At 55.1% G+C, this 21,574-nt stretch carries 26 protein-coding genes; 19 read left to right on the top strand and 7 right to left on the bottom strand.

Features of this window, described 5'->3' with window-relative positions; genetic code table 11:
• Positions 1-44: 44 nt before the first annotated feature.
• The 4 genes from tcyJ to LRS40_RS15390 form a co-directional block, all read right to left on the bottom strand.
• Entirely contained in the window at positions 45-845 is an 801-nt protein-coding gene (gene tcyJ / locus LRS40_RS15405) for a cystine ABC transporter substrate-binding protein (RefSeq protein WP_142486292.1), read from the bottom strand.
• 88 nt (positions 846-933) lie between these two features.
• On the bottom strand, positions 934-1,485 hold the full coding sequence (fliZ, locus tag LRS40_RS15400; RefSeq protein ID WP_231311974.1) for a flagella biosynthesis regulatory protein FliZ: 552 nt from the start codon (positions 1,483-1,485) through the stop codon (positions 934-936).
• A 55-nt stretch (positions 1,486-1,540) separates the two neighbouring features.
• The gene (gene fliA / locus LRS40_RS15395; RefSeq protein WP_032612078.1) at positions 1,541-2,260 is read right to left on the bottom strand and encodes an RNA polymerase sigma factor FliA; all 720 of its coding nucleotides are present in this window, start codon (positions 2,258-2,260) and stop codon (positions 1,541-1,543) included.
• 162 nt (positions 2,261-2,422) lie between these two features.
• A complete protein-coding gene (locus tag LRS40_RS15390) occupies positions 2,423-4,063 on the bottom strand; it encodes a FliC/FljB family flagellin (RefSeq protein ID WP_231311973.1) in 1,641 nt (546 codons plus the stop codon).
• 266 nt (positions 4,064-4,329) lie between these two features.
• Between LRS40_RS15390 and fliD the strand changes: the two genes are divergently transcribed.
• The 4 genes from fliD to amyA all read left to right on the top strand — a co-directional run bounded on the left by fliD (position 4,330) and on the right by amyA (position 8,121).
• The gene (gene fliD, locus LRS40_RS15385) at positions 4,330-5,739 is read left to right on the top strand and encodes a flagellar filament capping protein FliD (protein WP_231311972.1); all 1,410 of its coding nucleotides are present in this window, start codon (positions 4,330-4,332) and stop codon (positions 5,737-5,739) included.
• Positions 5,740-5,759: 20 nt separating this feature from the next.
• Positions 5,760-6,170, top strand: coding sequence for a flagellar export chaperone FliS (gene fliS / locus LRS40_RS15380; RefSeq protein ID WP_231311971.1), 411 nt, complete (start codon positions 5,760-5,762; stop codon positions 6,168-6,170).
• On the top strand, positions 6,170-6,535 hold the full coding sequence (gene fliT, locus LRS40_RS15375; RefSeq protein ID WP_156264140.1) for a flagella biosynthesis regulatory protein FliT: 366 nt from the start codon (positions 6,170-6,172) through the stop codon (positions 6,533-6,535). Before fliS ends, fliT begins: the two co-directional genes overlap by 1 nt.
• 98 nt (positions 6,536-6,633) lie before the next feature.
• Positions 6,634-8,121, top strand: coding sequence for an alpha-amylase (gene amyA / locus LRS40_RS15370; protein ID WP_231311970.1), 1,488 nt, complete (start codon positions 6,634-6,636; stop codon positions 8,119-8,121).
• 47 nt (positions 8,122-8,168) lie between these two features.
• Here the strand turns inward: amyA and yedD are convergent, their stop codons facing one another.
• Both yedD and fliE read right to left on the bottom strand, forming a co-directional pair.
• Positions 8,169-8,582, bottom strand: a complete 414-nt coding sequence (gene yedD / locus LRS40_RS15365) for a lipoprotein YedD (RefSeq protein WP_156264142.1) — start codon at positions 8,580-8,582, stop codon at positions 8,169-8,171.
• Between the two features lie 68 nt (positions 8,583-8,650).
• Positions 8,651-8,965, bottom strand: coding sequence for a flagellar hook-basal body complex protein FliE (gene fliE / locus LRS40_RS15360; protein ID WP_142486302.1), 315 nt, complete (start codon positions 8,963-8,965; stop codon positions 8,651-8,653).
• A 227-nt stretch (positions 8,966-9,192) separates the two neighbouring features.
• On the opposite strand from fliE, the gene fliF reads away from it, so the two are divergent.
• The 14 genes from fliF (at position 9,193) to rcsA (ending at position 20,684) form a co-directional block, all read left to right on the top strand.
• Positions 9,193-10,875 (top strand): flagellar basal-body MS-ring/collar protein FliF, encoded by a 1,683-nt coding sequence (gene fliF / locus LRS40_RS15355; protein WP_142486303.1) that lies wholly within the window; start codon positions 9,193-9,195, stop codon positions 10,873-10,875.
• Positions 10,868-11,863 (top strand): flagellar motor switch protein FliG, encoded by a 996-nt coding sequence (fliG, locus tag LRS40_RS15350; protein WP_156264144.1) that lies wholly within the window; start codon positions 10,868-10,870, stop codon positions 11,861-11,863. The genes fliF and fliG overlap by 8 nt, the downstream gene beginning before the upstream one ends.
• The gene (fliH, locus tag LRS40_RS15345; protein ID WP_142486305.1) at positions 11,856-12,563 is read left to right on the top strand and encodes a flagellar assembly protein FliH; all 708 of its coding nucleotides are present in this window, start codon (positions 11,856-11,858) and stop codon (positions 12,561-12,563) included. The genes fliG and fliH overlap by 8 nt, the downstream gene beginning before the upstream one ends.
• Entirely contained in the window at positions 12,563-13,933 is a 1,371-nt protein-coding gene (gene fliI, locus LRS40_RS15340) for a flagellar protein export ATPase FliI (protein WP_142486306.1), read from the top strand. Before fliH ends, fliI begins: the two co-directional genes overlap by 1 nt.
• A gap of 20 nt (positions 13,934-13,953) precedes the next feature.
• Positions 13,954-14,397, top strand: coding sequence for a flagellar export protein FliJ (fliJ, locus tag LRS40_RS15335; protein WP_231311969.1), 444 nt, complete (start codon positions 13,954-13,956; stop codon positions 14,395-14,397).
• Positions 14,394-15,587 carry a flagellar hook length control protein FliK gene (fliK, locus tag LRS40_RS15330; protein ID WP_231311968.1) on the top strand — a complete coding sequence of 398 codons (1,194 nt, stop codon included), beginning with the start codon at positions 14,394-14,396 and terminating at the stop codon, positions 15,585-15,587. Before fliJ ends, fliK begins: the two co-directional genes overlap by 4 nt.
• Positions 15,588-15,698: 111 nt before the next feature.
• Positions 15,699-16,166, top strand: coding sequence for a flagellar basal body-associated protein FliL (fliL, locus tag LRS40_RS15325; protein WP_156264147.1), 468 nt, complete (start codon positions 15,699-15,701; stop codon positions 16,164-16,166).
• Between the two features lie 4 nt (positions 16,167-16,170).
• Positions 16,171-17,175 carry a flagellar motor switch protein FliM gene (gene fliM, locus LRS40_RS15320; protein ID WP_231311967.1) on the top strand — a complete coding sequence of 335 codons (1,005 nt, stop codon included), beginning with the start codon at positions 16,171-16,173 and terminating at the stop codon, positions 17,173-17,175.
• On the top strand, positions 17,172-17,585 hold the full coding sequence (gene fliN, locus LRS40_RS15315) for a flagellar motor switch protein FliN (protein WP_032612268.1): 414 nt from the start codon (positions 17,172-17,174) through the stop codon (positions 17,583-17,585). The genes fliM and fliN overlap by 4 nt, the downstream gene beginning before the upstream one ends.
• 2 nt (positions 17,586-17,587) lie before the next feature.
• On the top strand, positions 17,588-17,962 hold the full coding sequence (gene fliO, locus LRS40_RS15310; RefSeq protein WP_142486312.1) for a flagellar biosynthetic protein FliO: 375 nt from the start codon (positions 17,588-17,590) through the stop codon (positions 17,960-17,962).
• On the top strand, positions 17,962-18,699 hold the full coding sequence (gene fliP, locus LRS40_RS15305; protein ID WP_142486313.1) for a flagellar type III secretion system pore protein FliP: 738 nt from the start codon (positions 17,962-17,964) through the stop codon (positions 18,697-18,699). The genes fliO and fliP overlap by 1 nt, the downstream gene beginning before the upstream one ends.
• Positions 18,700-18,709: 10 nt before the next feature.
• Positions 18,710-18,979: a flagellar biosynthesis protein FliQ gene (fliQ, locus tag LRS40_RS15300; protein ID WP_142486314.1), complete on the top strand. Its 270-nt coding sequence runs from the start codon at positions 18,710-18,712 to the stop codon at positions 18,977-18,979.
• 2 nt (positions 18,980-18,981) lie between these two features.
• Positions 18,982-19,767 (top strand): flagellar biosynthetic protein FliR, encoded by a 786-nt coding sequence (gene fliR, locus LRS40_RS15295; protein WP_142486315.1) that lies wholly within the window; start codon positions 18,982-18,984, stop codon positions 19,765-19,767.
• A 293-nt stretch (positions 19,768-20,060) separates the two neighbouring features.
• Entirely contained in the window at positions 20,061-20,684 is a 624-nt protein-coding gene (gene rcsA / locus LRS40_RS15290; RefSeq protein WP_142486316.1) for a transcriptional regulator RcsA, read from the top strand.
• Positions 20,685-20,783: 99 nt separating this feature from the next.
• On the opposite strand, the gene dsrB is transcribed toward rcsA, so the two are convergent.
• Positions 20,784-20,972 (bottom strand): protein DsrB, encoded by a 189-nt coding sequence (gene dsrB / locus LRS40_RS15285; protein ID WP_185902371.1) that lies wholly within the window; start codon positions 20,970-20,972, stop codon positions 20,784-20,786.
• 128 nt (positions 20,973-21,100) lie between these two features.
• On the opposite strand from dsrB, the gene yodD reads away from it, so the two are divergent.
• On the top strand, positions 21,101-21,328 hold the full coding sequence (gene yodD, locus LRS40_RS15280; RefSeq protein ID WP_039032546.1) for a YodD family peroxide/acid resistance protein: 228 nt from the start codon (positions 21,101-21,103) through the stop codon (positions 21,326-21,328).
• Positions 21,329-21,574 lie beyond the last annotated feature (246 nt).

Raw genomic sequence — 21,574 nt, 5'->3', positions numbered from 1 at the left:
TAAAAAAGGCGCTTATCAAAGCGCCTTTTTTTGCATTCAACTGCTTACTTTGTGACGTCTGCCCCGAACCATTTCTCGGAGAGCGCCTTCAGGCTGCCGTCTTTCTGCATCTCAGCAATCGCACCGTCGACGGCTTTCACCAGGTCGTCGTTGTCTTTGCGGATCGCAACGCCAGCTTCCTGACGGGAGAAGGCATCACCGGCAACCGCCAGGGTGTCTTTGGTTTTCTTCACCAGATCCAGCGCCGCCAGGCGGTCAACCAGAATGGCGTCGATACGGCCTACGCGCAGATCCTGGTATTTGGTCGGGTCATCATCATAGGTACGAATATCGACGCCCTGCACGTTCTGGCGCAGCCACTCTTCGTAGTTGGTTCCCAGACCGACACCGACTTTTTTGCCTTTCAGATCGGCAGCAGATTTAATGGTGCCTTCGTTGCCTTTCTTCACCAGCGCCTGGATACCGGAGACGGTATACGGGGTGGAGAAATCATACTTTTTCTTACGCTCGTCAGAGATGGTGACCTGGTTAATCACCACATCAATACGTTTGGAGTCCAGCGAAGCGAGCATGCCGTCCCATTTGGTCGGCTTCAGCGACGCTTTCACGCCGAGGTGTTTCGCCAGCTCTTCAGCGAACTCCACTTCAAACCCGGTCAGTTTACCGTCGTCACCCTGGAAGCTGAACGGAGGATAAGTGCCTTCCAGCCCAACCAGCAGCGTGCCGCGCTCTTTGACTTTATTTAACAGACCTTCTGCCGCGAACGTTTTCACGCTCATACCGGCTACCAGCGCAACGGCCATTACACCCATCAGCGCCTGACGACCCAGAAGTGCAAATTTCATACTTACCCCGATATCATTGGAATTTTGATTGTAGTGTAGGGCGTTCGGCCGCAAGGTCAAACACGACTACGCTACATGTTATTCATTTTTAATATATATCAGAAGTTGTTTCACGGTGGACTTTCTGCTTTGGCGTCACCGGCATTTGCGTTTTAAATTGCGCATACTTGCGCAGCGCAATCCGGTAGTTGTTGGTGCTGGTCGCAGGCAGCCACGGCTCGAGATTCTCATCCAGATAGCCGCTGGTCAGTAACTCACGGGAGATCCGCAGCGTGGTCAGATGCTGGCCCAGACGACGCAGACGCACGACATATTCGCGCACCGTGCCATGGCTCATCTCTGTTTGCTCAAACAGGAATTGCTTAAAGCCGATGATATCGAAAAAGTCGCTCTGCTCTTTGCAGTGAAGATCGCCACAAAAACGGCATAACGCCACCCACTCCTGTTGCTCTTGCTGCCATCCGGCCTCATCCAGCAGGGTGTCGAGACGGGAAATCGCAATTTTATTGACGATTTCGCCGCGACGAACCAGCGTGATGCGATCGAGCAGCTTATGGCAATGGGCGCAATGCGTCTGGCTGTGTTTAAAATCTTTCAGGTAGCGGCTTAATGGCCGTCTTTTTGATTGCTGCACCGTCATGATAACTCCTGGTTGTCAATACGTTGTGCGGCACTTAACGGGTGATATAAATCACCTATAACTTACCCAGCTTGGTACGTAAGCGTTTAATGGCCTGGCTGTGCAGCTGGCTAACCCGCGACTCCCCTACTTCCAGTACGGCCCCAATCTCCTTAAGATTGAGCTCCTCCTGGTAATAGAGCGTCAGCACCAGCTGCTCGCGTTCCGGTAAAGCTTCGATGGCTTCCATCACGCGCTGGCGTACATTGCCTTCCATTAACTGGTGCAATGGGTTTTCCTGCTGATGATCGTCCGTCACCAGTTCGATGCTATCGCCATGCTCTTCGCGCCACTCGTCATAGGAGAAGAGTTGGCTGTTGTTGGTATCGAGCAACATCTGGCGATAGTCAGCCGTTGAGATCCCCAGACGCTCCGAAACTTCCGTTTCCGTTGCGTTACGTCCGAGCTCTTGCTCCAGCTGCCCCATTGCTTGCGCGACTTCGCGTGCATTGCGTCGAACGCTGCGCGGCACCCAATCCCGGCTGCGCAGTTCGTCGAGCATCGCACCACGAATACGCTGTACTGCGTAAGTCGTAAATGCCGTTCCTTGCAGAGCGTCGTACCGGTCAACTGCATTCAATAACCCGATACCGCCCGCTTGTAGCAGATCGTCCAGTTCCACACTCGCCGGTAGCCGCACCTGAAGCCGCAATGCTTCATGACGCACCAGCGGAACATAACGCTGCCACAGCGAGTGTTTATCCATTACACCTTCAGCGGTATAGAGTGAATTCACGATAAACAGCCCTGCGTTAGTTGAGTTATCGGCATGATTATCCGTTTCTGGAGGGTTTTTAATCGTGTGAATAGGGGGGGGAATGGGGGGTTATTTGGGGGTTATTGGTTTTCTGGAAAGTAAAAAACCCCGCCGGAGCGGGGTTTGAGCATCGTCAGGCAATTAGCCCTGCAGCAGAGACAGAACCTGCTGAGGAACCTGGTTAGCTTTAGCCAACACGGAGTTACCGGCCTGCTGGATGATCTGCGCTTTAGACATATTTGACACTTCGGTCGCATAGTCGGCGTCCTGAATACGGGACTGCGCTTCAGACAGGTTGGTGGTGGTGTTGTTCAGGTTGGTTACCGCAGAATCCAGACGGTTCTGGATAGCACCCAGTGAAGAACGGAATTTGTCGATGGTGCTCAGAGCGTCATCCAGTGCTTTCAGCGGGTCAGCTGTGGTTTGTGCTTTACTTGTCGCTTCTGTTGTTAACTTATTATTAGCATCTTTATAAACAACTTTACCTAAAGACGCATCTTCAGTAGTGGTGATAGAACCATCTTTCTGAGCGAAGTAAGTAGGTGCAGTCTTACTCAATGTACCATTGTTGATATATGCTGCAGTAGAAGTACCATTGGTAACAATATAAGTATTGGCACCTACTTTCGCATTGTAGGTTCCATTTTTAACTGCATTCTCGATAGTTGATGCGTCAACTTTAATGTTTGTACCATCAAACTTAGTACCATCACTAGTGAAGGTACCTTTGTCAGTTTTAATGGTTGCAGCTGTAGCACCTGTACCGCCAGCTAAATTTGTTAACGTTGCTTGGTTAATTGTGCCGGCTTTGTTTTTGGTCAAGTTGCCAGTAGAGTCAAGGTAAAGCACAGCATTATCATCTGCGGCAGTGATATTACCAGCTTTATCAATGTTAACATCTTGCTTTTGACCACCAATAGTAATTGATGCTTTGGTAGAATCACCAGCTACTGGGTTTAAGAATGAAACTAAATCTGCAGCCTTAATATCATCAGAAGCAGCAGTGAAATTGTTATTATCTTTATCGTAAGTATATGTTACTGACGCAGCTGGTGTACCAAAGCCAACATCTGCAGTAGTGGTAATAGTGTTATTTTTATCACCAACAACCGCATTAAGGATATCAGCGCTGGATGCAACTGCTGCAGTGTCAGTATACATGGTAACACCTACGGTGTTGCCTGGCGGGGTTCCTGCAGTAAGTCCCGCCATATCTTTCAACGTAGCAGCAGTATTAGCAGTTTCACCTTTTCCATTGACATTGAAGCCAGTCAATTTCAGCGTAGAAGAGTCAATCTTTTTCAGATCGATAGAAATAGTCTGACCGTCATTCGCGCCAACCTGAATTTTCATGGTGCCGTCTTTTGCCAGCACGTTCACGCCGTTGAACTGGGTCTGACCAGATACGCGGTCAATTTCGTCCAGACGGGATTTGATTTCGTCCTGGATGGAGTCCTGGTCCTGCTGGGAGTTAGTACCGTTCTGAGACTGAACAGTCAGCTCACGGATACGCTGCAGGTTGTTGTTGATTTCAGACAGTGCGCCTTCAGTGGTCTGTGCAACGGAGATACCGTCGTTGGCGTTACGAGCTGCCTGAGTCAGACCTTTGATGTTAGAGGTGAAGCGGTTGGCAATCGCCTGGCCAGCAGCGTCATCTTTTGCGCTGTTGATACGCAGACCGGAAGACAGACGCTCAATGGCAGTAGACATTGAAGACTGGTTTTTGTTGATGTTGTTCTGAGTGATCAGCGAGAGGCTGTTGGTATTAATGACTTGTGCCATGATTTCGTTTCCTGTTGTTCATCAAATCTTGAGTTAGATTTGGGTTTCCACCCTTCGGCTTCTTCGCCGTCAAGAGTGTTATCGTCTGGTCCAAAACAACCTTTAGAATTTTTTTACGAATCTCATGATTTTTTTTAGTCACGGAAATACTCCTCTCTATTCCCGCTTTTCTCGCCATTAAAAAAAGAAATAAACCGTAAACTTTGTTCCGTTAACGCCGATAACCCCTTTATTCGTTTTACGTGTCGTTACTTTAAGGAACTAAAATGGCAAGTATTTCTTCGTTGGGAGTCGGCTCTGGTCTGAAGTTAGGTGATATTCTGGATAGTCTGACCGCCGCACAAAAAGCGCAGTTGACCCCGATCTCTAATCAGCAGTCTTCCTATACGTCAAAACTTAGCGCTTACGGCACGATGAAAAGCGCCCTGGAATCTTTTCAGACCGCCAATACCGCATTAAGTAAAGCCGATCTGTTTACGGCCACGACGACGACCAGCAGCAGCACGGCATTCAGCGCGACCACCACAGGCAGCGCGCTGCCCGGGAAATACACCATTGAAGTCACGCAGCTTGCCAAGGCGCAAACCCTGACAAGTGGCATACAGAAAGACAATAAAGCGGCCCTCGCCACCAGCGACAGCAAGATCACGATTCAGCAAGGCGGCGATAAAAAACCGGTCACCATTGATATCAGCGCGGCGAACTCCTCGCTGACCGGGATCCGCGACGCGATCAACAAAGCCGATGCCGGCGTCAGCGCCAGTATCATTAACGTCGGGAACGGTGAATATCGCCTGTCTATCACCTCGAAAGAGACCGGTGAAGCCAACGCGATGAAGATTAGCGTCAGCGGAGACACCGCGCTGCAGTCCTTTATGGGCTACAACGGCACTAAAGGCGACAGCAGCAATGGCATGGAAGAGAGCGTGACCGCGCTGAATGCCGAGCTGAAGGTCAATAACGTTGATATCGTAAACAGCAGCAATACCATCAGCGATGCGCTGGAAGATATTACCCTGAACCTGAGCGACGTCACGACCGGTAACCAGACCTTAACGATTGCTACCGACAACACCAAAGCGACAAAAGCGATTAATGACTGGGTGACGGCCTATAACGCGCTGCAGGACACCTTCAGCAGCCTGACCAAATATACCGCCGTCGATGCCGGGGCCGATGCCCAGAGCAGCAGCAATGGCGCCTTGCTGGGTGATACCACGTTACGCACCATCCAGACCCAATTAAAGAGCCTGCTGAGCAGCTCTGTAGGCGGTTCCACCATTAAAACGCTGTCGCAGGTAGGCATCACCACCGATCCGGATAGCGGCAAGCTTGAAGTGAATGCAGACAAACTGAGTGCGGCGATGAAAACCAGCGCCTCAGGGATCAAAGATCTGCTGATTGGTGACGGTAAAACGACCGGTATCACCACCACTATTGGTAAAAGCGCCACCAGCTGGCTCTCCAGTACAGGCATTATCCAGGCCGCAAAAGATGGCGTCAGCAAAACGCTGAACAACTTAACAACGCAGTACAACGCAGCCAGCGCACGAATCGATACGATGGTCGCGCGCTACAAAGAGCAGTTTACCCAGCTTGACGTGATGATGAACTCGCTGAACTCCACCAGCAGCTATCTGACTCAGCAGTTCGAAAACACCAGCAGCAAAAATTAATCTGAACCGAGGGGATTAACATGTACGGCGCAAAAGGCACGCAAGCCTACGCAAAAATTGAGGTTGAAAGTGCGGTGATGAGTGCCAGCCAGCAGCAGCTGATTATCATGCTGTTTGATGGTGCGCTCAGCGCGCTGGTCCGTGCGCGTCTGTTCCTGCAGGACGGTAACATCCCGGCAAAAGGCCAGGCGCTTTCCAAAGCCATTAACATTATCGAAAACGGGCTGAAACTGGGCCTGGATGAAGAGAGTGGCGATGAGTTAACACAAAACCTGATTGGCCTTTATGCCTATATGGTCCGCCGTCTTCTGCAGGCGAATGTGCGCAATGATGTCAGCGCCATCGAAGAAGTGGAAAACCTGCTGCGCAATATCGCAGACGGCTGGAAGGAAGCGGCCGGCTCGCCACATCTGATTCAGGACGCCGTCTAATGACCACAGCACCGCAACTCTACACCCTTTATCAGCAGTTACTTGATCACAGCAAGTTAATGCTGCGGCTCGCCAGTAATGGCTTGTGGGATGAACTGATCGCCTGTGAAACCGATTATGTTAATGCGGTGCATACGCTGGCACGTGTCACTCAGGAATCTGAACTCTCTCTGCAGTTACAGGAGCAGCTCAGGCCCACCCTGCGTGGGATCCTGGATAACGAAAGCCAGGTCAAAGCGCTATTGCAGAGCCGGATGGATGAACTGTCAAAAATGGTGGGCCAAACGTCCATCCAAAAATCAGTTCTCTCCGCCTACGGCAAACAGGGTGGCCACATTCTGGTGCCCCAGGCGACTCAGGAATAGCGATTATCCTGACGTACGAAAAGGTTTCGCTTCGTACGTCAGGCATTTCTGCAAACTGTATTCCATACTAGAGATCCGCGATCTCATGGAAACGGTTCATGAAAAACCCCACTCTCTTACAATTTTTCCACTGGTATTACCCTGACGGCAGTCAACTCTGGCCGGAAGTCGCCGAGCGCGCCGATCTTCTCAACGATATCGGTATTAACATGGTCTGGCTGCCCCCAGCTTACAAAGGGGCGTCCGGTGGTTACTCCGTCGGTTACGACTGCTACGATCTCTTCGATCTCGGCGAGTTCGATCAAAAAGGATCGGTTCCCACCAAATACGGCGACAAAGCCCAGCTGCTGGCCGCTATCGGGGCTTTAAAGCGCAACGACATCGCGGTGCTGATGGACGTGGTGGTCAACCACAAGATGGGCGCCGACGAGAAAGAGGCCATCCGCGTCCAGCGGGTCAACGCCGACGATCGCAATCAGATCCACGACGAGATCGTCGAGTGTGAAGCCTGGACCCGCTACACCTTCCCGGTGCGCGCCGGACAGTACTCGGAATTCGTCTGGGATTACAAATGCTTCAGCGGCATCGATCATATCGAAAATCCCGATGAAGACGGCATCTTCAAGATCGTTAATGATTACACGGGTGATGGCTGGAACGATCAGGTCGATAACGAGATGGGGAACTTTGATTACCTGATGGGCGAAAACATCGATTTTCGTAACCGTGCGGTGACCGAGGAGATCAAATACTGGGCGCGCTGGTTGATGGAGCAGACCCAGTGCGACGGCTTCCGTCTGGATGCGGTGAAACATATTCCGGCATGGTTCTATAAAGAGTGGATCGAGCACGTGCAGGAAGTCGCGCCGAAACCGCTATTTATCGTGGCGGAATACTGGTCTAAAGATGTCGATAAATTGCAGCACTATATCGATCAGGTGGATGGACAAACCATGCTGTTTGACGCCCCGCTGCACATGAAGTTTCACGAAGCCTCGCTGCAGGGACGTGATTACGACATGAGCCAGATCTTTACCGGCACGCTGGTAGAAGTCGATCCCTTCCACGCGGTGACGCTGGTAGCTAACCACGACACTCAGCCGCTACAGGCGCTGGAGGCTCCGGTCGAAGCCTGGTTTAAACCGTTGGCCTACGCGTTGATTTTGCTCCGGGAGAACGGAGTGCCGAGCGTCTTCTATCCCGATCTGTACGGTGCAAGCTATGACGACACCGGCGGTGACGGCGAGATGTACCATATCGAGATGCCGGTGATTGAACAGCTCGACCAGCTGATCCTCGCCCGCCAGCGTTTTGCCCACGGCGTTCAGACCCTGTGGTTCGATCACCCTAACTGCATTGCCTTCAGCCGCAGCGGCACCGATGAGGATCCGGGCTGCGTGGTCGTGCTCTCGAACGGCGATGAGGGTGAAAAGACCCTGACGCTGGGTGAGAACTACGGCAACAGAAGATGGAAAGATTTTCTCGGCAACCGGGAGGAGATCGTCACCACCGACGAAACCGGCACTGGCGTGTTTACCTGCAACGGGGGCAGCGTCAGCGTCTGGGTGATAGAGGACGTACTCTAAGCTATGGGAAGCCGGGCGGCGCTACGCTTGCCCGGCCTACATATCGCTTATGGCAGCTTACTTTCCAGCGGGTTTTTACTCAGATAATTTGTGCACTCAACGGTGGGCCGCTCGACGCGCTGCAGAATCATTCCGTCATACTCAATGGCGGAGCCTTCCCTTTCCAGCGGGTAGATATCCAGTTTGCTGGTGACGTTATAAAAATCATCCGAGCGCAGCATGATTTTACCCGGCACGGCCACCACGCGCTGCCACTGGCGGCAGTCGAGGGTATCCCCCTCTTGCGTCACCACCAGCGTAGCGATCGCTTCCGGGCTGACCATTCTGCTTTGCGGCCCTTTCGACTGCCAGTACCCTGCCAGCTCAGCCGGAACGGGATGCTTGATCACGTCCTGATATCTGTCGACCTGCACACAGCCAGTTAACGCCAGCAGCCCCGCCATCATTGCTATTTTTTTCATCATTTTTCCATTTATGCAGAAAAAAACAGTGTGGCATTAAAGCGAGACTGGTGCCAGCACCAGAGGAACTAAACCTGCATCGACATGACGTCCTGATACGCCTGCATCAGCTTATTACGCACCTGAATGCCCATCTGCATCGATACCGACGCTTTTTGCAAATCGGTCATCACATCGTTGAGACCAATGCCCGGCACGCCCATGGTGAATTTTTCGCCCTGCACGCGCGCCGCGGTTTGCGTGTCGCTGATCCGGTCCAGCGCCGCATGCAGTTGACCCGCGAAGCTGACCGTCGACTGCACGTCAGCCACGTTCTGATTACGGGCGGTCATTGCCGTTGCCTGCAACTGGCTAATGACGCCTTCAATCCCCTGTATTGCCATGACTTTCCCCTGATGGATTTTTACGCGCTCAAGAGTACCAGTCTGTCAATGAGATAAAGGCGCTAAATAGCGTTAAAAAACCAGGTTATTTGACCCATAGAAATTCCCGTTTCATCAAATAATGGCACAGCCATGATTATGGAATTTTTGTTGTGTTTGCCGACCCGGGAGTCTGTTTTGTTTCTCCACACGAATAATGAAATCCACGATGAGCCACGAGGTGCGCTATGAGTGCGTCAGCAACATCCAGCCCTCAAACTAAATCTCTCGAATGGATGAGCCGCCTGCGCGCGAACCCTAAAGTGCCGTTGATCGTGGCAGGTGCCGCCGCTATCGCTATTGTTGTCGCGATGGTCTTATGGGCCAAACAGCCTGACTATCGCACGCTGTTCAGCAACCTCTCGGACCAGGATGGCGGCGCTATCGTCACCCAGTTAACCCAGATGAACGTCCCCTACCGTTTCTCGGATAATGGCGGCGCGCTGGAAGTCCCTGCCGATAAAGTTCACGAACTTCGCTTACGTCTTGCCCAGCAAGGTCTGCCGAAAGGCGGCGCGGTAGGCTTTGAACTGCTGGATCAGGAAAAATTCGGTATCAGCCAGTTCAGCGAGCAGGTTAACTACCAGCGCGCGCTGGAGGGCGAACTGGCCCGCACCATCGAAACCCTCGGCCCGCTGAAAAGTGCCCGCGTGCACCTGGCAATGCCAAAACCGACCCTGTTTGTCCGCGAACAGAAAGCACCTTCGGCCTCCGTTACCGTCAATCTGCAGCCTGGCCGTGCGCTGGATGAAGGGCAGATCAGCGCCGTGGTCCATCTGGTCTCCAGCGCCGTAGCGGGTTTACCGCCGGGTAACGTGACCCTGGTGGATCAGATGGGTCGCCTGTTAACCAAATCCAACACCAGCGATCGCGATCTGAATGATGCGCAGCTGAAATATGCCACCGACGTGGAAAACCGCGTTCAGAGCCGTATCGAAGCCATCCTCGGCCCGATTGTCGGGACCAGCAACGTTCATGCCCAGGTCACCGCGCAGATCGATTTTGCGGATAAAGAGCAGACGGAAGAGCAGTATCGTCCGAACGGCGATGCCGCTCAGGCCGTGATGCGTTCGCGTCAGGTGAATGAAAACTTACAAATCGGCGGCCCGAACGCGGGCGGCGTACCGGGTGCGCTCTCTAACCAGCCAGCCCCGGCCAATACCGCGCCGATTAATGCCCCGGCGCAGAACCAGCAGAACGGACAGCAGGGCGCGCAGCAGCAGCAAACCGCAGCGGCGGCCAACGCTGGCCCGCGGACCAGCAGCCGCAACGAAACCACTAACTACGAAGTCGATCGCACCATCCGTCACACCAAAATGAACACCGGTGATGTGCAGCGTCTCTCCGTGGCGGTAGTCGTCAACTACAAAACCCTGCCGGATGGTAAGCCCCTGCCGCTGACCACCGAGCAGATGAAGCAGATCGAAGACCTGACCCGTGAAGCCATGGGTTATTCAGAGAAACGGGGCGATACCCTTAACGTCGTGAACTCGCCGTTCAGCGCCGTTGACGATACCAGCGGTGAACTGCCGTTCTGGCAGAAGCAGGCATTTATCGAGCTGCTGATTGAAGCCGGTCGCTGGCTGCTGGTGGTGATTGTTGCCTGGCTGCTGTGGCGTAAAGCGGTACGTCCGCAGCTTGTACGCCGCGCAGAAGAGGCCAAAGCGCTGCAAGAGAGAACCCTGCTGCGCGAAGAGACGCAGGAAGCGGTGGAAGTGCGCCTCAGCAAAGACGAACAAATGCAGCAACGCCGTGCTAACCAGCGCATGGGCGCTGAAGTAATGAGCCAGCGTATTCGCGAAATGTCAGATAACGATCCGCGCGTCGTGGCGCTGGTCATTCGCCAGTGGATGAGTAACGAAAATGAGTAACCTTACCGGAACGGATAAAAGCGTCATCCTGCTGATGACCATTGGCGAGGACCGGGCGGCAGAGGTGTTCAAACACCTCTCCCAGCGTGAAGTGCAGGTTCTCAGCTCGGCGATGGCCAACGTGCGTCAGATCTCCAACAAGCAGCTGACCGAAGTGCTGGCGGAGTTTGAACAGGAAGCCGAACAGTTTGCGGCGCTCAACGTCAACGCCAACGAATACCTGCGTTCAGTGCTGGTCAAGGCGCTCGGGGAAGAGCGCGCCGCCAGCCTGCTGGAGGATATTCTCGAGACCCGCGATACCGCCAGCGGTATCGAAACGCTCAACTTTATGGAGCCGCAGACCGCCGCAGACCTTATTCGCGACGAGCATCCGCAGATCATCGCCACTATCCTGGTCCACCTCAAGCGTGGCCAGGCGGCCGATATTCTGGCGCTGTTCGACGAACGCCTGCGTCACGATGTGATGCTGCGTATCGCCACCTTCGGCGGCGTCCAGCCGGCGGCGCTGGCGGAACTGACCGAAGTACTGAACGGTCTGCTCGACGGCCAGAACCTCAAGCGCAGCAAAATGGGCGGCGTGAGAACGGCAGCAGAAATTATCAACCTGATGAAAACGCAGCAGGAAGAGGCCGTCATTACCGCGGTGCGCGAGTTCGACGGCGAACTGGCGCAGAAAATTATCGACGAGATGTTCCTGTTCGAAAACCTGGTCGACGTGGACGACCGCAGTATCCAGCGCCTGCTGCAGGAAGTGGACTCCGAATCGCTGCTTATCGCCCTCAAAGGTGCCGAACAGCCGCTGCGCGAGAAGTTCCTGCGCAACATGTCCCAGCGTGCGGCGGATATCCTGCGCGACGACCTTGCCAACCGTGGCCCGGTGCGTCTGTCTCAGGTGGAAAACGAACAGAAAGCGATCCTCCTTATTGTGCGTCGTCTGGCCGAAACCGGCGAGATGGTGGTAGGCAGCGGCGAGGATACCTATGTCTGATGAACTGCCGTGGAAGGTCTGGACGCCGGATGACCTCTCCCCTCCTCGCGCGGAATTTGTCCCTGCCAACCTCGACTCCGACGGGATGGATGAGGAGAACGCAGAGCCTGAACTGAGCGAAGAGGAGCTGCGCGCGCAGCAGCTGGCGCAGATCCAGATGCAGGCCCACGATCAGGGCTACACCGCCGGCGTAAACGAAGGCCGGCAGAAAGGTCACGACCAGGGCTATCAGGAAGGGCTGGCCCAGGGGATGGCGCAAGGGTTAGAGCAGGCGCGCTCACAGCAGGCGCCGATCCATGCCCGGATGCAGCAGCTGGTCAGCGAGTTCCAGAATACGCTGGACGCGCTGGACAGCGTTATCGCCTCGCGCCTGATGCAGATGGCGCTCGAGGCGGCACGTCAGGTGATCGGCCATACCCCGCCGGTAGATAACTCGTCGCTGATTAAACAGATCCAGGGTCTGCTGCAGCAGGAGCCGCTGTTCAGCGGCAAACCACAGCTGCGCGTCCACCCGGACGATCTGCAGCGAGTGGAAGAGATGCTCGGCGCGACCCTGAGCCTGCACGGCTGGCGCCTGCGCGGCGATCCGACCCTGCATCACGGCGGCTGCAAAGTCTCTGCCGATGAAGGGGATCTGGACGCCAGCGTGGCAACCCGCTGGCAGGAACTGTGCCGCCTGGCAGCACCGGGAGTCATCTGATGACCGCACGCCTCACCCGCTGGCTCAACAGTCTCGACAATTTTGAAGCGAAGATGGCGCAGCTGCCGTCCGTTCGCCGTTATGGCCGCTTAACCCGCGCCACCGGCCTGGTGCTGGAGGCGACCGGCCTGCAACTGCCGCTGGGGGCCACCTGCATTATCGAACGCCAGGACGGGAACGAGATCCGCGAAGTCGAGAGCGAAGTGGTTGGCTTTAACGGCCAGCGTCTGTTCCTGATGCCGCTGGAAGAGGTGGAAGGCGTTCTGCCCGGCGCGCGCGTTTACGCCAAAAACCTATCCGCCGACGGACTGCACAGCGGCAAGCAGTTGCCGCTCGGCCCGGCGCTGCTCGGGCGGGTGCTGGACGGCGGCGGTAAACCGCTGGATGGTCTGCCCTCCCCCGATACCGCCGAAACCGGGGCGCTGATCACGCAACCCTTTAACCCGTTGCAACGTACGCCGATCGAGCACGTGCTGGATACCGGCGTGCGCCCGATCAACGCCTTGCTGACCGTCGGTCGCGGCCAGCGTATGGGCCTGTTTGCCGGCTCCGGCGTCGGCAAATCGGTGCTGCTCGGGATGATGGCCCGCTACACCCAGGCCGACGTTATCGTGGTGGGGCTGATTGGCGAGCGTGGCCGTGAAGTCAAAGATTTTATCGAGAACATCCTCGGTGCCGAAGGGCGCGCCCGGTCGGTGGTGATTGCCGCCCCGGCGGATGTCTCTCCCCTGCTGCGTATGCAGGGTGCCGCCTACGCCACGCGCATCGCGGAAGATTTCCGCGATCGGGGTCAGCATGTCCTGCTGATCATGGACTCCCTGACCCGTTATGCGATGGCGCAGCGTGAAATCGCCCTGGCGATCGGTGAACCGCCGGCGACCAAAGGCTATCCGCCTTCGGTATTTGCCAAATTACCGGCGCTGGTTGAACGCGCCGGTAACGGCATCAGCGGCGGCGGCTCGATTACCGCGTTTTATACGGTTCTGACCGAAGGCGACGATCAGCAGGATCCGATTGCCGACTCGGCGCGGGCGATCCTCGACGGTCACATCGTCCTGTCGCGCCGTCTGGCCGAAGCAGGCCACTACCCGGCGATTGATATCGAAGCCTCGATCAGCCGCGCAATGACGGCGCTGATTAGCGAGAAGCACTATGCCCGCGTGCGTAACTTTAAGCAGCTGCTCTCCAGCTTCCAGCGCAACCGCGATCTGGTCAGCGTCGGCGCCTATGCCAAAGGCAGCGACCCGATGCTCGACAAGGCAATAGCCCTGTGGCCGCACCTTGAGGCGTATCTGCAACAGGGTATTTTTGAAAAAGCCGACTGGGAAAGCTCGATCCAGGCTCTGGAGATGATTTTCCCGCAGGTGTAACAGAATAGAGGGGAAATGTCATGGCACAACACGGCGCATTAGCCACGCTGAAAGATCTGGCCGAGAAAGACGTTGATAATGCCGCACAGCAGCTTGGCACGATGCGCCGCGGGCATCAACAGGCGGAAGAGCAGCTGAAGATGTTGATCGACTACCAGCATGAGTATCGCACCAACCTCAACACGGACATGGCCCAGGGTATCGGCAGCCAGCGCTGGATTAACTATCAACAGTTCATCCAGACGCTGGAGAAAGCCATAGATCAGCATCGCCAGCAGGTGTTTCTGTGGACCGAGAAGGTTGACCGGGCCCTGAACTTCTGGCGTGAGAAGAAACAGCGTTTACAGGCCTGGCAAACCTTGCAGGATCGCCAGCTTGCCGCAGCAACCCTGGCGGAAAGCCGTCTCGATCAGAAAAAAATGGATGAATTTGCCCAGCGCGCAACAATGAGGACACCGGAATGATCACCCTTCAACAACTGCTTTCGGGCGACACCGACCTTACGGGCGGGGTCCGGGGCGGAAAAGCGGCCGACGGCGCGCAGGACTTTCTTGCCCTGCTGGCGGGCGCGTTAAGCGATGCCAAAGGCCAGGGCAAAGAGGCCGGGCTGACGCTGAACGATCTGCAGACAGCGGGCGACAAGCGGGCAAGCGTGGCGCTGAAAGCCGACGCCATCGATGCTGATACCGACGCCGGAAAGCTGGCCGAACTGCTGGCGCATCAGGAGCTCAGCGTCACCGACGAGGGCGTCACCCAGCCCGGTCTGAGCACCGGCCTGCTGCCCGCGCTTAAAGGCGACGTACTGAAGAGCCTGACCCAGGCGGCCAAAGAGGCCGACAGCAAAACCGAGCTTAGCGATGACGAGCTGGCGGGATTAAGCGCCCTGATGGCAATGCTGCCTCACCAGCAGACGGCCACCGCCGCCGCACCTCAACCGGTGAGCGCCGGGGGCCTGGACGTTGATGCCGCCCTGACCAGCGATCGTGGCCGTCAGCCTGCGCTGGATACCGATGCCCTGCGCAGCGCCAAAGCCGTAGCCCAGGATAAAGATGCGGCATTAGCCTCCGACTCTCAGCTGACGCCAGCCGTTGCCGCGTCCACCACAAAGCAGGCGGCAGAGAGCGCGCCGTCCCCGACCGGGCCAACCGTCACTATGGGGCCGATTGTCAGCAATCTTACCTCGGCGCAACCGACCTTTGCCGCAGCGCCCGTGGTCAGCGCCCAGTTGGGCAGCAACGAGTGGCAGCAGACCATCAGCCAGCACATCACCCTGTTCACCCGCCAGGGCCAGCAGAGCGCCGAGCTGCGTCTGCATCCGGAGGATCTGGGTCAGGTACAAATTACGCTCAAGCTGGATGATAACCAGGCGCAGCTGCAGATGGTGTCAGGCCATAGCCACGTTCGTGCGGCGCTGGAAGCGGCCCTGCCGGTGCTGCGTACCCAGCTGGCGGAAAACGGCATTGAGCTGACGCAAAGCAGCATCAGCGGTGAAAACTTTAATGGCCAACAGCAGGCCTCCTCTCAGCATCAGCAGCAAACATCCCGCTCCGGGGCGCCGGGTGGATTTGATGAAGAGAGCGATGAGCTGCTGGCAGTGCCTGCCTCCCTGCAGTCCGCGGCACGTGGAAACAACGCTGTCGATATCTTCGCCTAAACCTAAACGCCAGAGGTAGCGTGATTATCCCCGTCTTTTCGACCCTTTGACGGCGAGCGGACACGGGATAATCACCCCATTAGCAGTCCCGAAACAGGAAGCACGAATCAGATGACTGACTCCGCCATCACCAAGAAAAGTAAGCGTTCCATCTGGATCCCGCTTCTGGTGTTAATTACGCTCGCCGCCTGCGCTACCGCAGGTTACAGCTACTGGCGCATGAATAAAGCACCGTCAGCCGCAGCCAAAGCGGAGCCACCACCGCCGGCGGCCCCGGTCTTTTTCGCACTGGATACTTTTACCGTTAATCTGGGTGATGCCGAGCACGTGTTCTACGTGGGCATTACGCTGCGTCTGAAAGACGAGGCCACGCGCGCACGTCTGAGTGAATATCTGCCGGAAGTGCGCAGCCGTCTGCTGCTGCTGTTCTCGCGTCAGGATGCCGCGCAGTTGTCTACCGATGAAGGTAAACAAAAACTGGTGGTAGACATTAAGCAAACGCTGGCCGCGCCTCTGATAAGCGGTCAACCTAAGCAGGAAGTCACTGACGTTCTGTATACAGCTTTCATTCTGCGGTAACGACATGGGCGACAGTATTCTTTCTCAGGCGGAAATCGATGCGCTGCTTAACGGCGACAGCGATAAGACCGACGATCCAAAACCGGGTAAAGTGGGCGAAAGTGACATTCGCCCCTACGATCCCAATACCCAGCGTCGCGTGGTGCGCGAGCGTCTGCAGGCGCTGGAGATCATCAACGAACGTTTTGCCCGTCAGTTCCGTATGGGGCTGTTTAACCTGCTGCGTCGTAGCCCGGATATCACCGTCGGCGCGATCCGCATTCAGCCGTATCATGAGTTCGCCCGTAACCTGCCGGTACCGACGAACCTCAACCTGATCCATCTGAAACCCCTGCGCGGCACGGGTCTGTTCGTCTTCTCGCCAAGCCTGGTGTTTATCGCCGTGGATAACCTGTTCGGCGGCGACGGACGTTTCCCGACCAAAGTGGAAGGCCGCGAGTTTACCCATACCGAACAGCGCGTCATCAACCGCATGCTGAAGCTGGCCCTTGAAGGCTATAGCGACGCGTGGAAAGCGATTCATCCGCTGGACGTGGAGTATGTCCGTTCCGAGATGCAGGTGAAGTTCACCAACATCACCACCTCGCCAAACGACATCGTGGTTAACACCCCGTTCCACGTGGAGATCGGCAACCTGACCGGTGAGTTCAATATCTGCCTGCCGTTCAGCATGATTGAACCGCTGCGCGAAGTGCTGGTGAACCCGCCGCTGGAAAACTCCCGCCATGAAGATCAGAACTGGCGCGAGAACCTGGTGCGCCAGGTACAGCACTCCCAGCTGGAACTGGTAGCGAACTTTGCCGACGTCCCGCTGCGTTTATCGCAGATCTTAAAATTAAAACCCGGCGATGTGCTGCCGATCGAAAAACCCGATCGCATCATTGCCCATGTGGATGGCGTGCCCGTGCTGACCAGCCAGTATGGCACCGTGAACAATCAATACGCGTTACGCGTTGAGCACCTGATTAACCCGATGTTGAATTCTCTGAATGAGGAACAGCCCAAATGAGTGATATGAACAATCCGTCCGATGACAACAACGGAGCACTGGACGATCTGTGGGCTGAGGCGTTAAACGAACAAAAAGCACCGGCCAGCAAAAGCGTTGCCGATGCGGTGTTCCAGCAGCTGGGCGGCGGTGACGTCAGCGGCACGCTGCAGGATATCGATCTGATTATGGATATCCCGGTCAAGCTGACCGTGGAGCTGGGTCGTACCCGAATGACCATCAAAGAGCTGCTGCGCCTGACGCAGGGTTCCGTGGTGGCGCTGGATGGTCTGGCCGGTGAGCCGCTGGATATTCTGATCAACGGCTACCTGATTGCCCAGGGTGAAGTCGTGGTTGTCGCCGATAAATACGGCGTGCGTATCACCGACATCATCACCCCATCCGAACGTATGCGTCGTCTGAGCCGCTAAACATGAAGACCCAGGCCACCGTCTCTCAACCCTCTGCAGTGCCCGGTTCGCCGCTGCTGCAGGTCAGCGGTGCGCTGCTGGGGATCATTGCCTTTATTTTGATCGTCGCCTGGCTGGCAAAACGCGTCGGCCTGGCGGGTAAAACCGCCGGTGCGCGCGGGCTGAAGCTTACGGCCAGCACCTCGCTGGGGCCGCGCGAACGCGTGGTGATCGTGGAAGTGGAAGACGCCCGGCTCGTGCTGGGTGTGACCGCCTCGCAAATCAATATCCTGCATACATTGCCGCCTGCGCCGGTCTCTGAAGGGAGCAGCCCAGAGGTTCCACCGGATTTTCAGTCCGTGATGAAGAGTTTGCTTAAGCGTTCCGGGAGATCGTGATGCGCCCTGTTTTATCCCTTGCGCTTGCAGGCCTTGGCCTGTTTGCTCCCGCCGTGTACGCCCAGTTGCCAGGCCTGATCTCCACGCCGATGGCCGGGGGCGGCCAGAGCTGGACCCTGCCGGTTCAGACGCTGGTGTTTATCACCTCGCTCACCTTTATCCCGGCAATCCTGCTGATGATGACCAGCTTCACCCGCATCATCATCGTCTTTGGTCTGCTGCGTAATGCCCTGGGCACCCCTTCGGCACCGCCGAACCAGGTTCTGCTCGGTCTGTCCCTGTTTTTGACCTTCTTCATTATGTCGCCGGTGATCGACAAGATTTATGTCGATGCGTATCAGCCGTTCAGCGAAGACAAGATCTCAATGCAGGTGGCGCTGGAGAAAGGGGCGCAGCCGCTGCGAGAATTTATGCTGCGTCAGACCCGCGAATCAGACCTGGCCCTGTTTGCCCGTCTGGCCAACGCCGGGCCGATTCAGGGTCCGGAAGCGGTGCCGATGCGCATTCTGCTGCCCGCCTACGTCACCAGCGAGCTGAAAACCGCCTTCCAGATTGGTTTTACGATCTTCATTCCGTTTTTGATTATCGACCTGGTGATCGCCAGCGTGCTGATGGCGCTGGGGATGATGATGGTGCCTCCGGCAACCATTGCCCTGCCCTTCAAGCTGATGCTGTTTGTGCTGGTGGACGGCTGGCAGCTGCTGGTCGGCTCGCTGGCGCAAAGTTTCTACAGTTAAGGAGCGCGCAATGACGCCAGAATCGGTCATGATGATGGGCACGGAAGCGATGAAGGTCGCGATCTCCGTTGCCGCTCCCCTGCTGCTGGTGGCCCTGGTCACCGGTCTGATTATCAGTATCCTGCAGGCCGCCACGCAGATTAACGAAATGACCCTGTCATTTATCCCGAAAATCATCGCCGTGTTCGTGGCGATCATTGTTGCCGGGCCGTGGATGCTGAACCTGATGCTGGATTACATGCGTAATCTGTTTACCAACCTGCCGTACATCATCGGCTAGCTATGCTGCAAATCACCAGCGATCAATGGCTTGAGTGGCTCGGCCTCTACTTCTGGCCCCTGCTGCGCATTCTGGCCCTGATCTCCACCGCGCCGATCTTCAGTGAACGGGCGATCCCCAAGCGGGTAAAAATCGGCCTTGGCATTCTTATTACCATCATCGTTGCCCCGAGCCTGCCGCCGGTGAACGTGCCGATTTTTTCGGCCCCTGCGCTGTGGGTTGGGCTGCAGCAGATCCTGATTGGCGTGGCCATCGGCTTTACCATGCAGTTTGCCTTTGCCGCCGTGCGTACTGCCGGAGAGCTGATCGGTTTGCAGATGGGCCTGTCGTTCGCCACCTTCTTCGACCCGGGCAGCAGGCTCAACATGCCGATCATCGCACGTATTATCGACCTGCTGGCAATGCTGCTATTTCTGGCCTTTGATGGTCATCTGTGGCTGATTTCAATACTGGTGGACACATTCCATAGCCTGCCGATTGGCGGCGAGCCGGTGAACAGCAACGCCTTTATGGCCCTGACCCGCGCGGCCGGAATGATCTTCCTCAATGGCCTGATGCTGGCGCTACCTGTTATCACCCTGCTACTGACCGTCAACCTCGCGCTGGGTTTACTGAACCGTATGGCTCCCCAGCTCTCGGTGTTTGTTATTGGTTTCCCGATCACCCTGACCGTCGGTCTTTTGCTTATTTCCCTGTTAATGCCCCTTATTGCACCTTTCTGCGAACGCTTATTCAGTGAGGTATTTAATCTGCTGAGCAATATCCTGAGCGAACTGTCGACAAAGTAATAACCCCTGTGTTTTATATTGTCTCTTTGAGGATATTCCTAAAATAAGAATTGAGAAACATCTGCCAGGATATATCTGGTGCGGCCTGAATGTTTTTACCCACCTCACAATATTAAACATTTACTTTACTTTAAGATGTTTCCTGGCAAATTATACGTAACTTTACGGGATAGTGAGTTCGCCTGAAAGTCCTTGTAATGCTCACAGGTAATTATTTATTCCATCCCGTATGGCTGTTATAGAGCTCTCAGGCCGATGGTAAATTATCGTTATGCATTGAGTGAGGGTATGCCATGTCAACGATCATTATGGATTTATGCAGTTACACCCGGCTAGGGTTAACCGGGTATCTGGCCAGCAGAGGGGTAAAGAAAAAAGACATCAACGACGTACATAACGTTGACGAACTTGCCGCCGCGTGTGAGGCCCTGGCGCCAGGTGTGGTGTTTATTAATGAGGACTGTTTCATTCACGATCCTGCCAACAGTCAGCAAATAAAGCACATCATTAATCAACATCCCGGCACGCTGTTTATTGTATTTATGGCAATTGCCAATCTTCATTTCGACGAATATTTACGGGTACGTCAGAATCTTCTGATTAGTTCGAAATCCATTAAGCCCGAGTCACTGGATGACCTGGTGGGGGATTATTTAAGCAAAGAGATAAAGAATGTAGCGGAATTTAATTTTCCGACTTTATCATTAAGCCGGACTGAATCCAGTATGCTGCGAATGTGGATGGCAGGACAGGGAACCATTCAGATATCCGATCAGATGAATATCAAAGCCAAGACCGTTTCGTCACATAAAGGAAATATTAAAAGGAAGATAAAAACGCATAATAAGCAAGTGATCTATCATGTCGTCCGTCTGACAGACAATGTGACCAACGGAATCTACGTTAACCTGCGTTAACCCCCTCCCCTTTTCAATTATTCCCCGATCTCTGGCTATGCCAGAGATTTTTCCCTGCTGTAAACGGGTCGGGCCAGCCCGCGCTACCCGACACGGGCCTTACTCCTGGCTTTCGACGAAAATACCGTCAGGGTGGCCAAGCTCGTTAAAGAACCAGATCCCAAGCGGATAATCTTCCAGTGAGACCAGATACATCGTGCCTTCATTAAACTGCTCAACTGCCAGGACAACACCCGGGCGGCGCGGCCCGCCGTCCGTTTTGACTGTCACCCGATCGTTAACCTTCATAGAATCCTCCTCTGGTTTTGAGCCAGTGTAGAACAAAACGTGAAAACTGGCAGCGTGTTGCCGCGTGATTGGCGCTTTTATCGGCGGTCTATACTAATAACTTCACCCCGTGAAATGAGGAGTAAGTGATGAAGACCGCAAAAGAGTACAGCGAAACGGCAAAACGCGAAGTGAACGTTGACGTTGATGCCCTGCTCGCCGCGATCAATGAAATCAGCGAGAGTGAGGTAAAACGGATCGAGGATGACCCTACCCGCGTGAGAGTGAATGACCGGGATTATCACACCTGGCGCGAGCTGGCTGAGGCGTTCGAGCTCGATATCCATGATTTTAGCGTGACGGAAGTTAATCGCTGAGGCGAAAAAAATCCCGGTCATGGGGTGACCGGGATCAAACTTGCTTATGCAAGAAGCACTTGTAAATTCGTTACACCAGGAAATCTGATGTCGTGATGACATTATCTGCAAAATTTTTGTAAGACAAGGATATATTTTTCACATTTATAGTTACTACACGAAATTAAAGTTTTAGTTATGGTTGCCAACAAGCCTGGGACGCGGCCTGAACGGGATCGGTTCCATAAGAGAAACTTTTCCGCTCTG

The sequence above is a fragment of the Leclercia sp. G3L genome (genome assembly GCF_021117075.1).
GTDB classification, from domain to species: domain Bacteria; phylum Pseudomonadota; class Gammaproteobacteria; order Enterobacterales; family Enterobacteriaceae; genus Enterobacter; species Enterobacter adecarboxylatus_C.
Note: the sequence above shows the minus strand (reverse complement) of the source record. Positions and strands in the feature narration are given on the sequence as shown.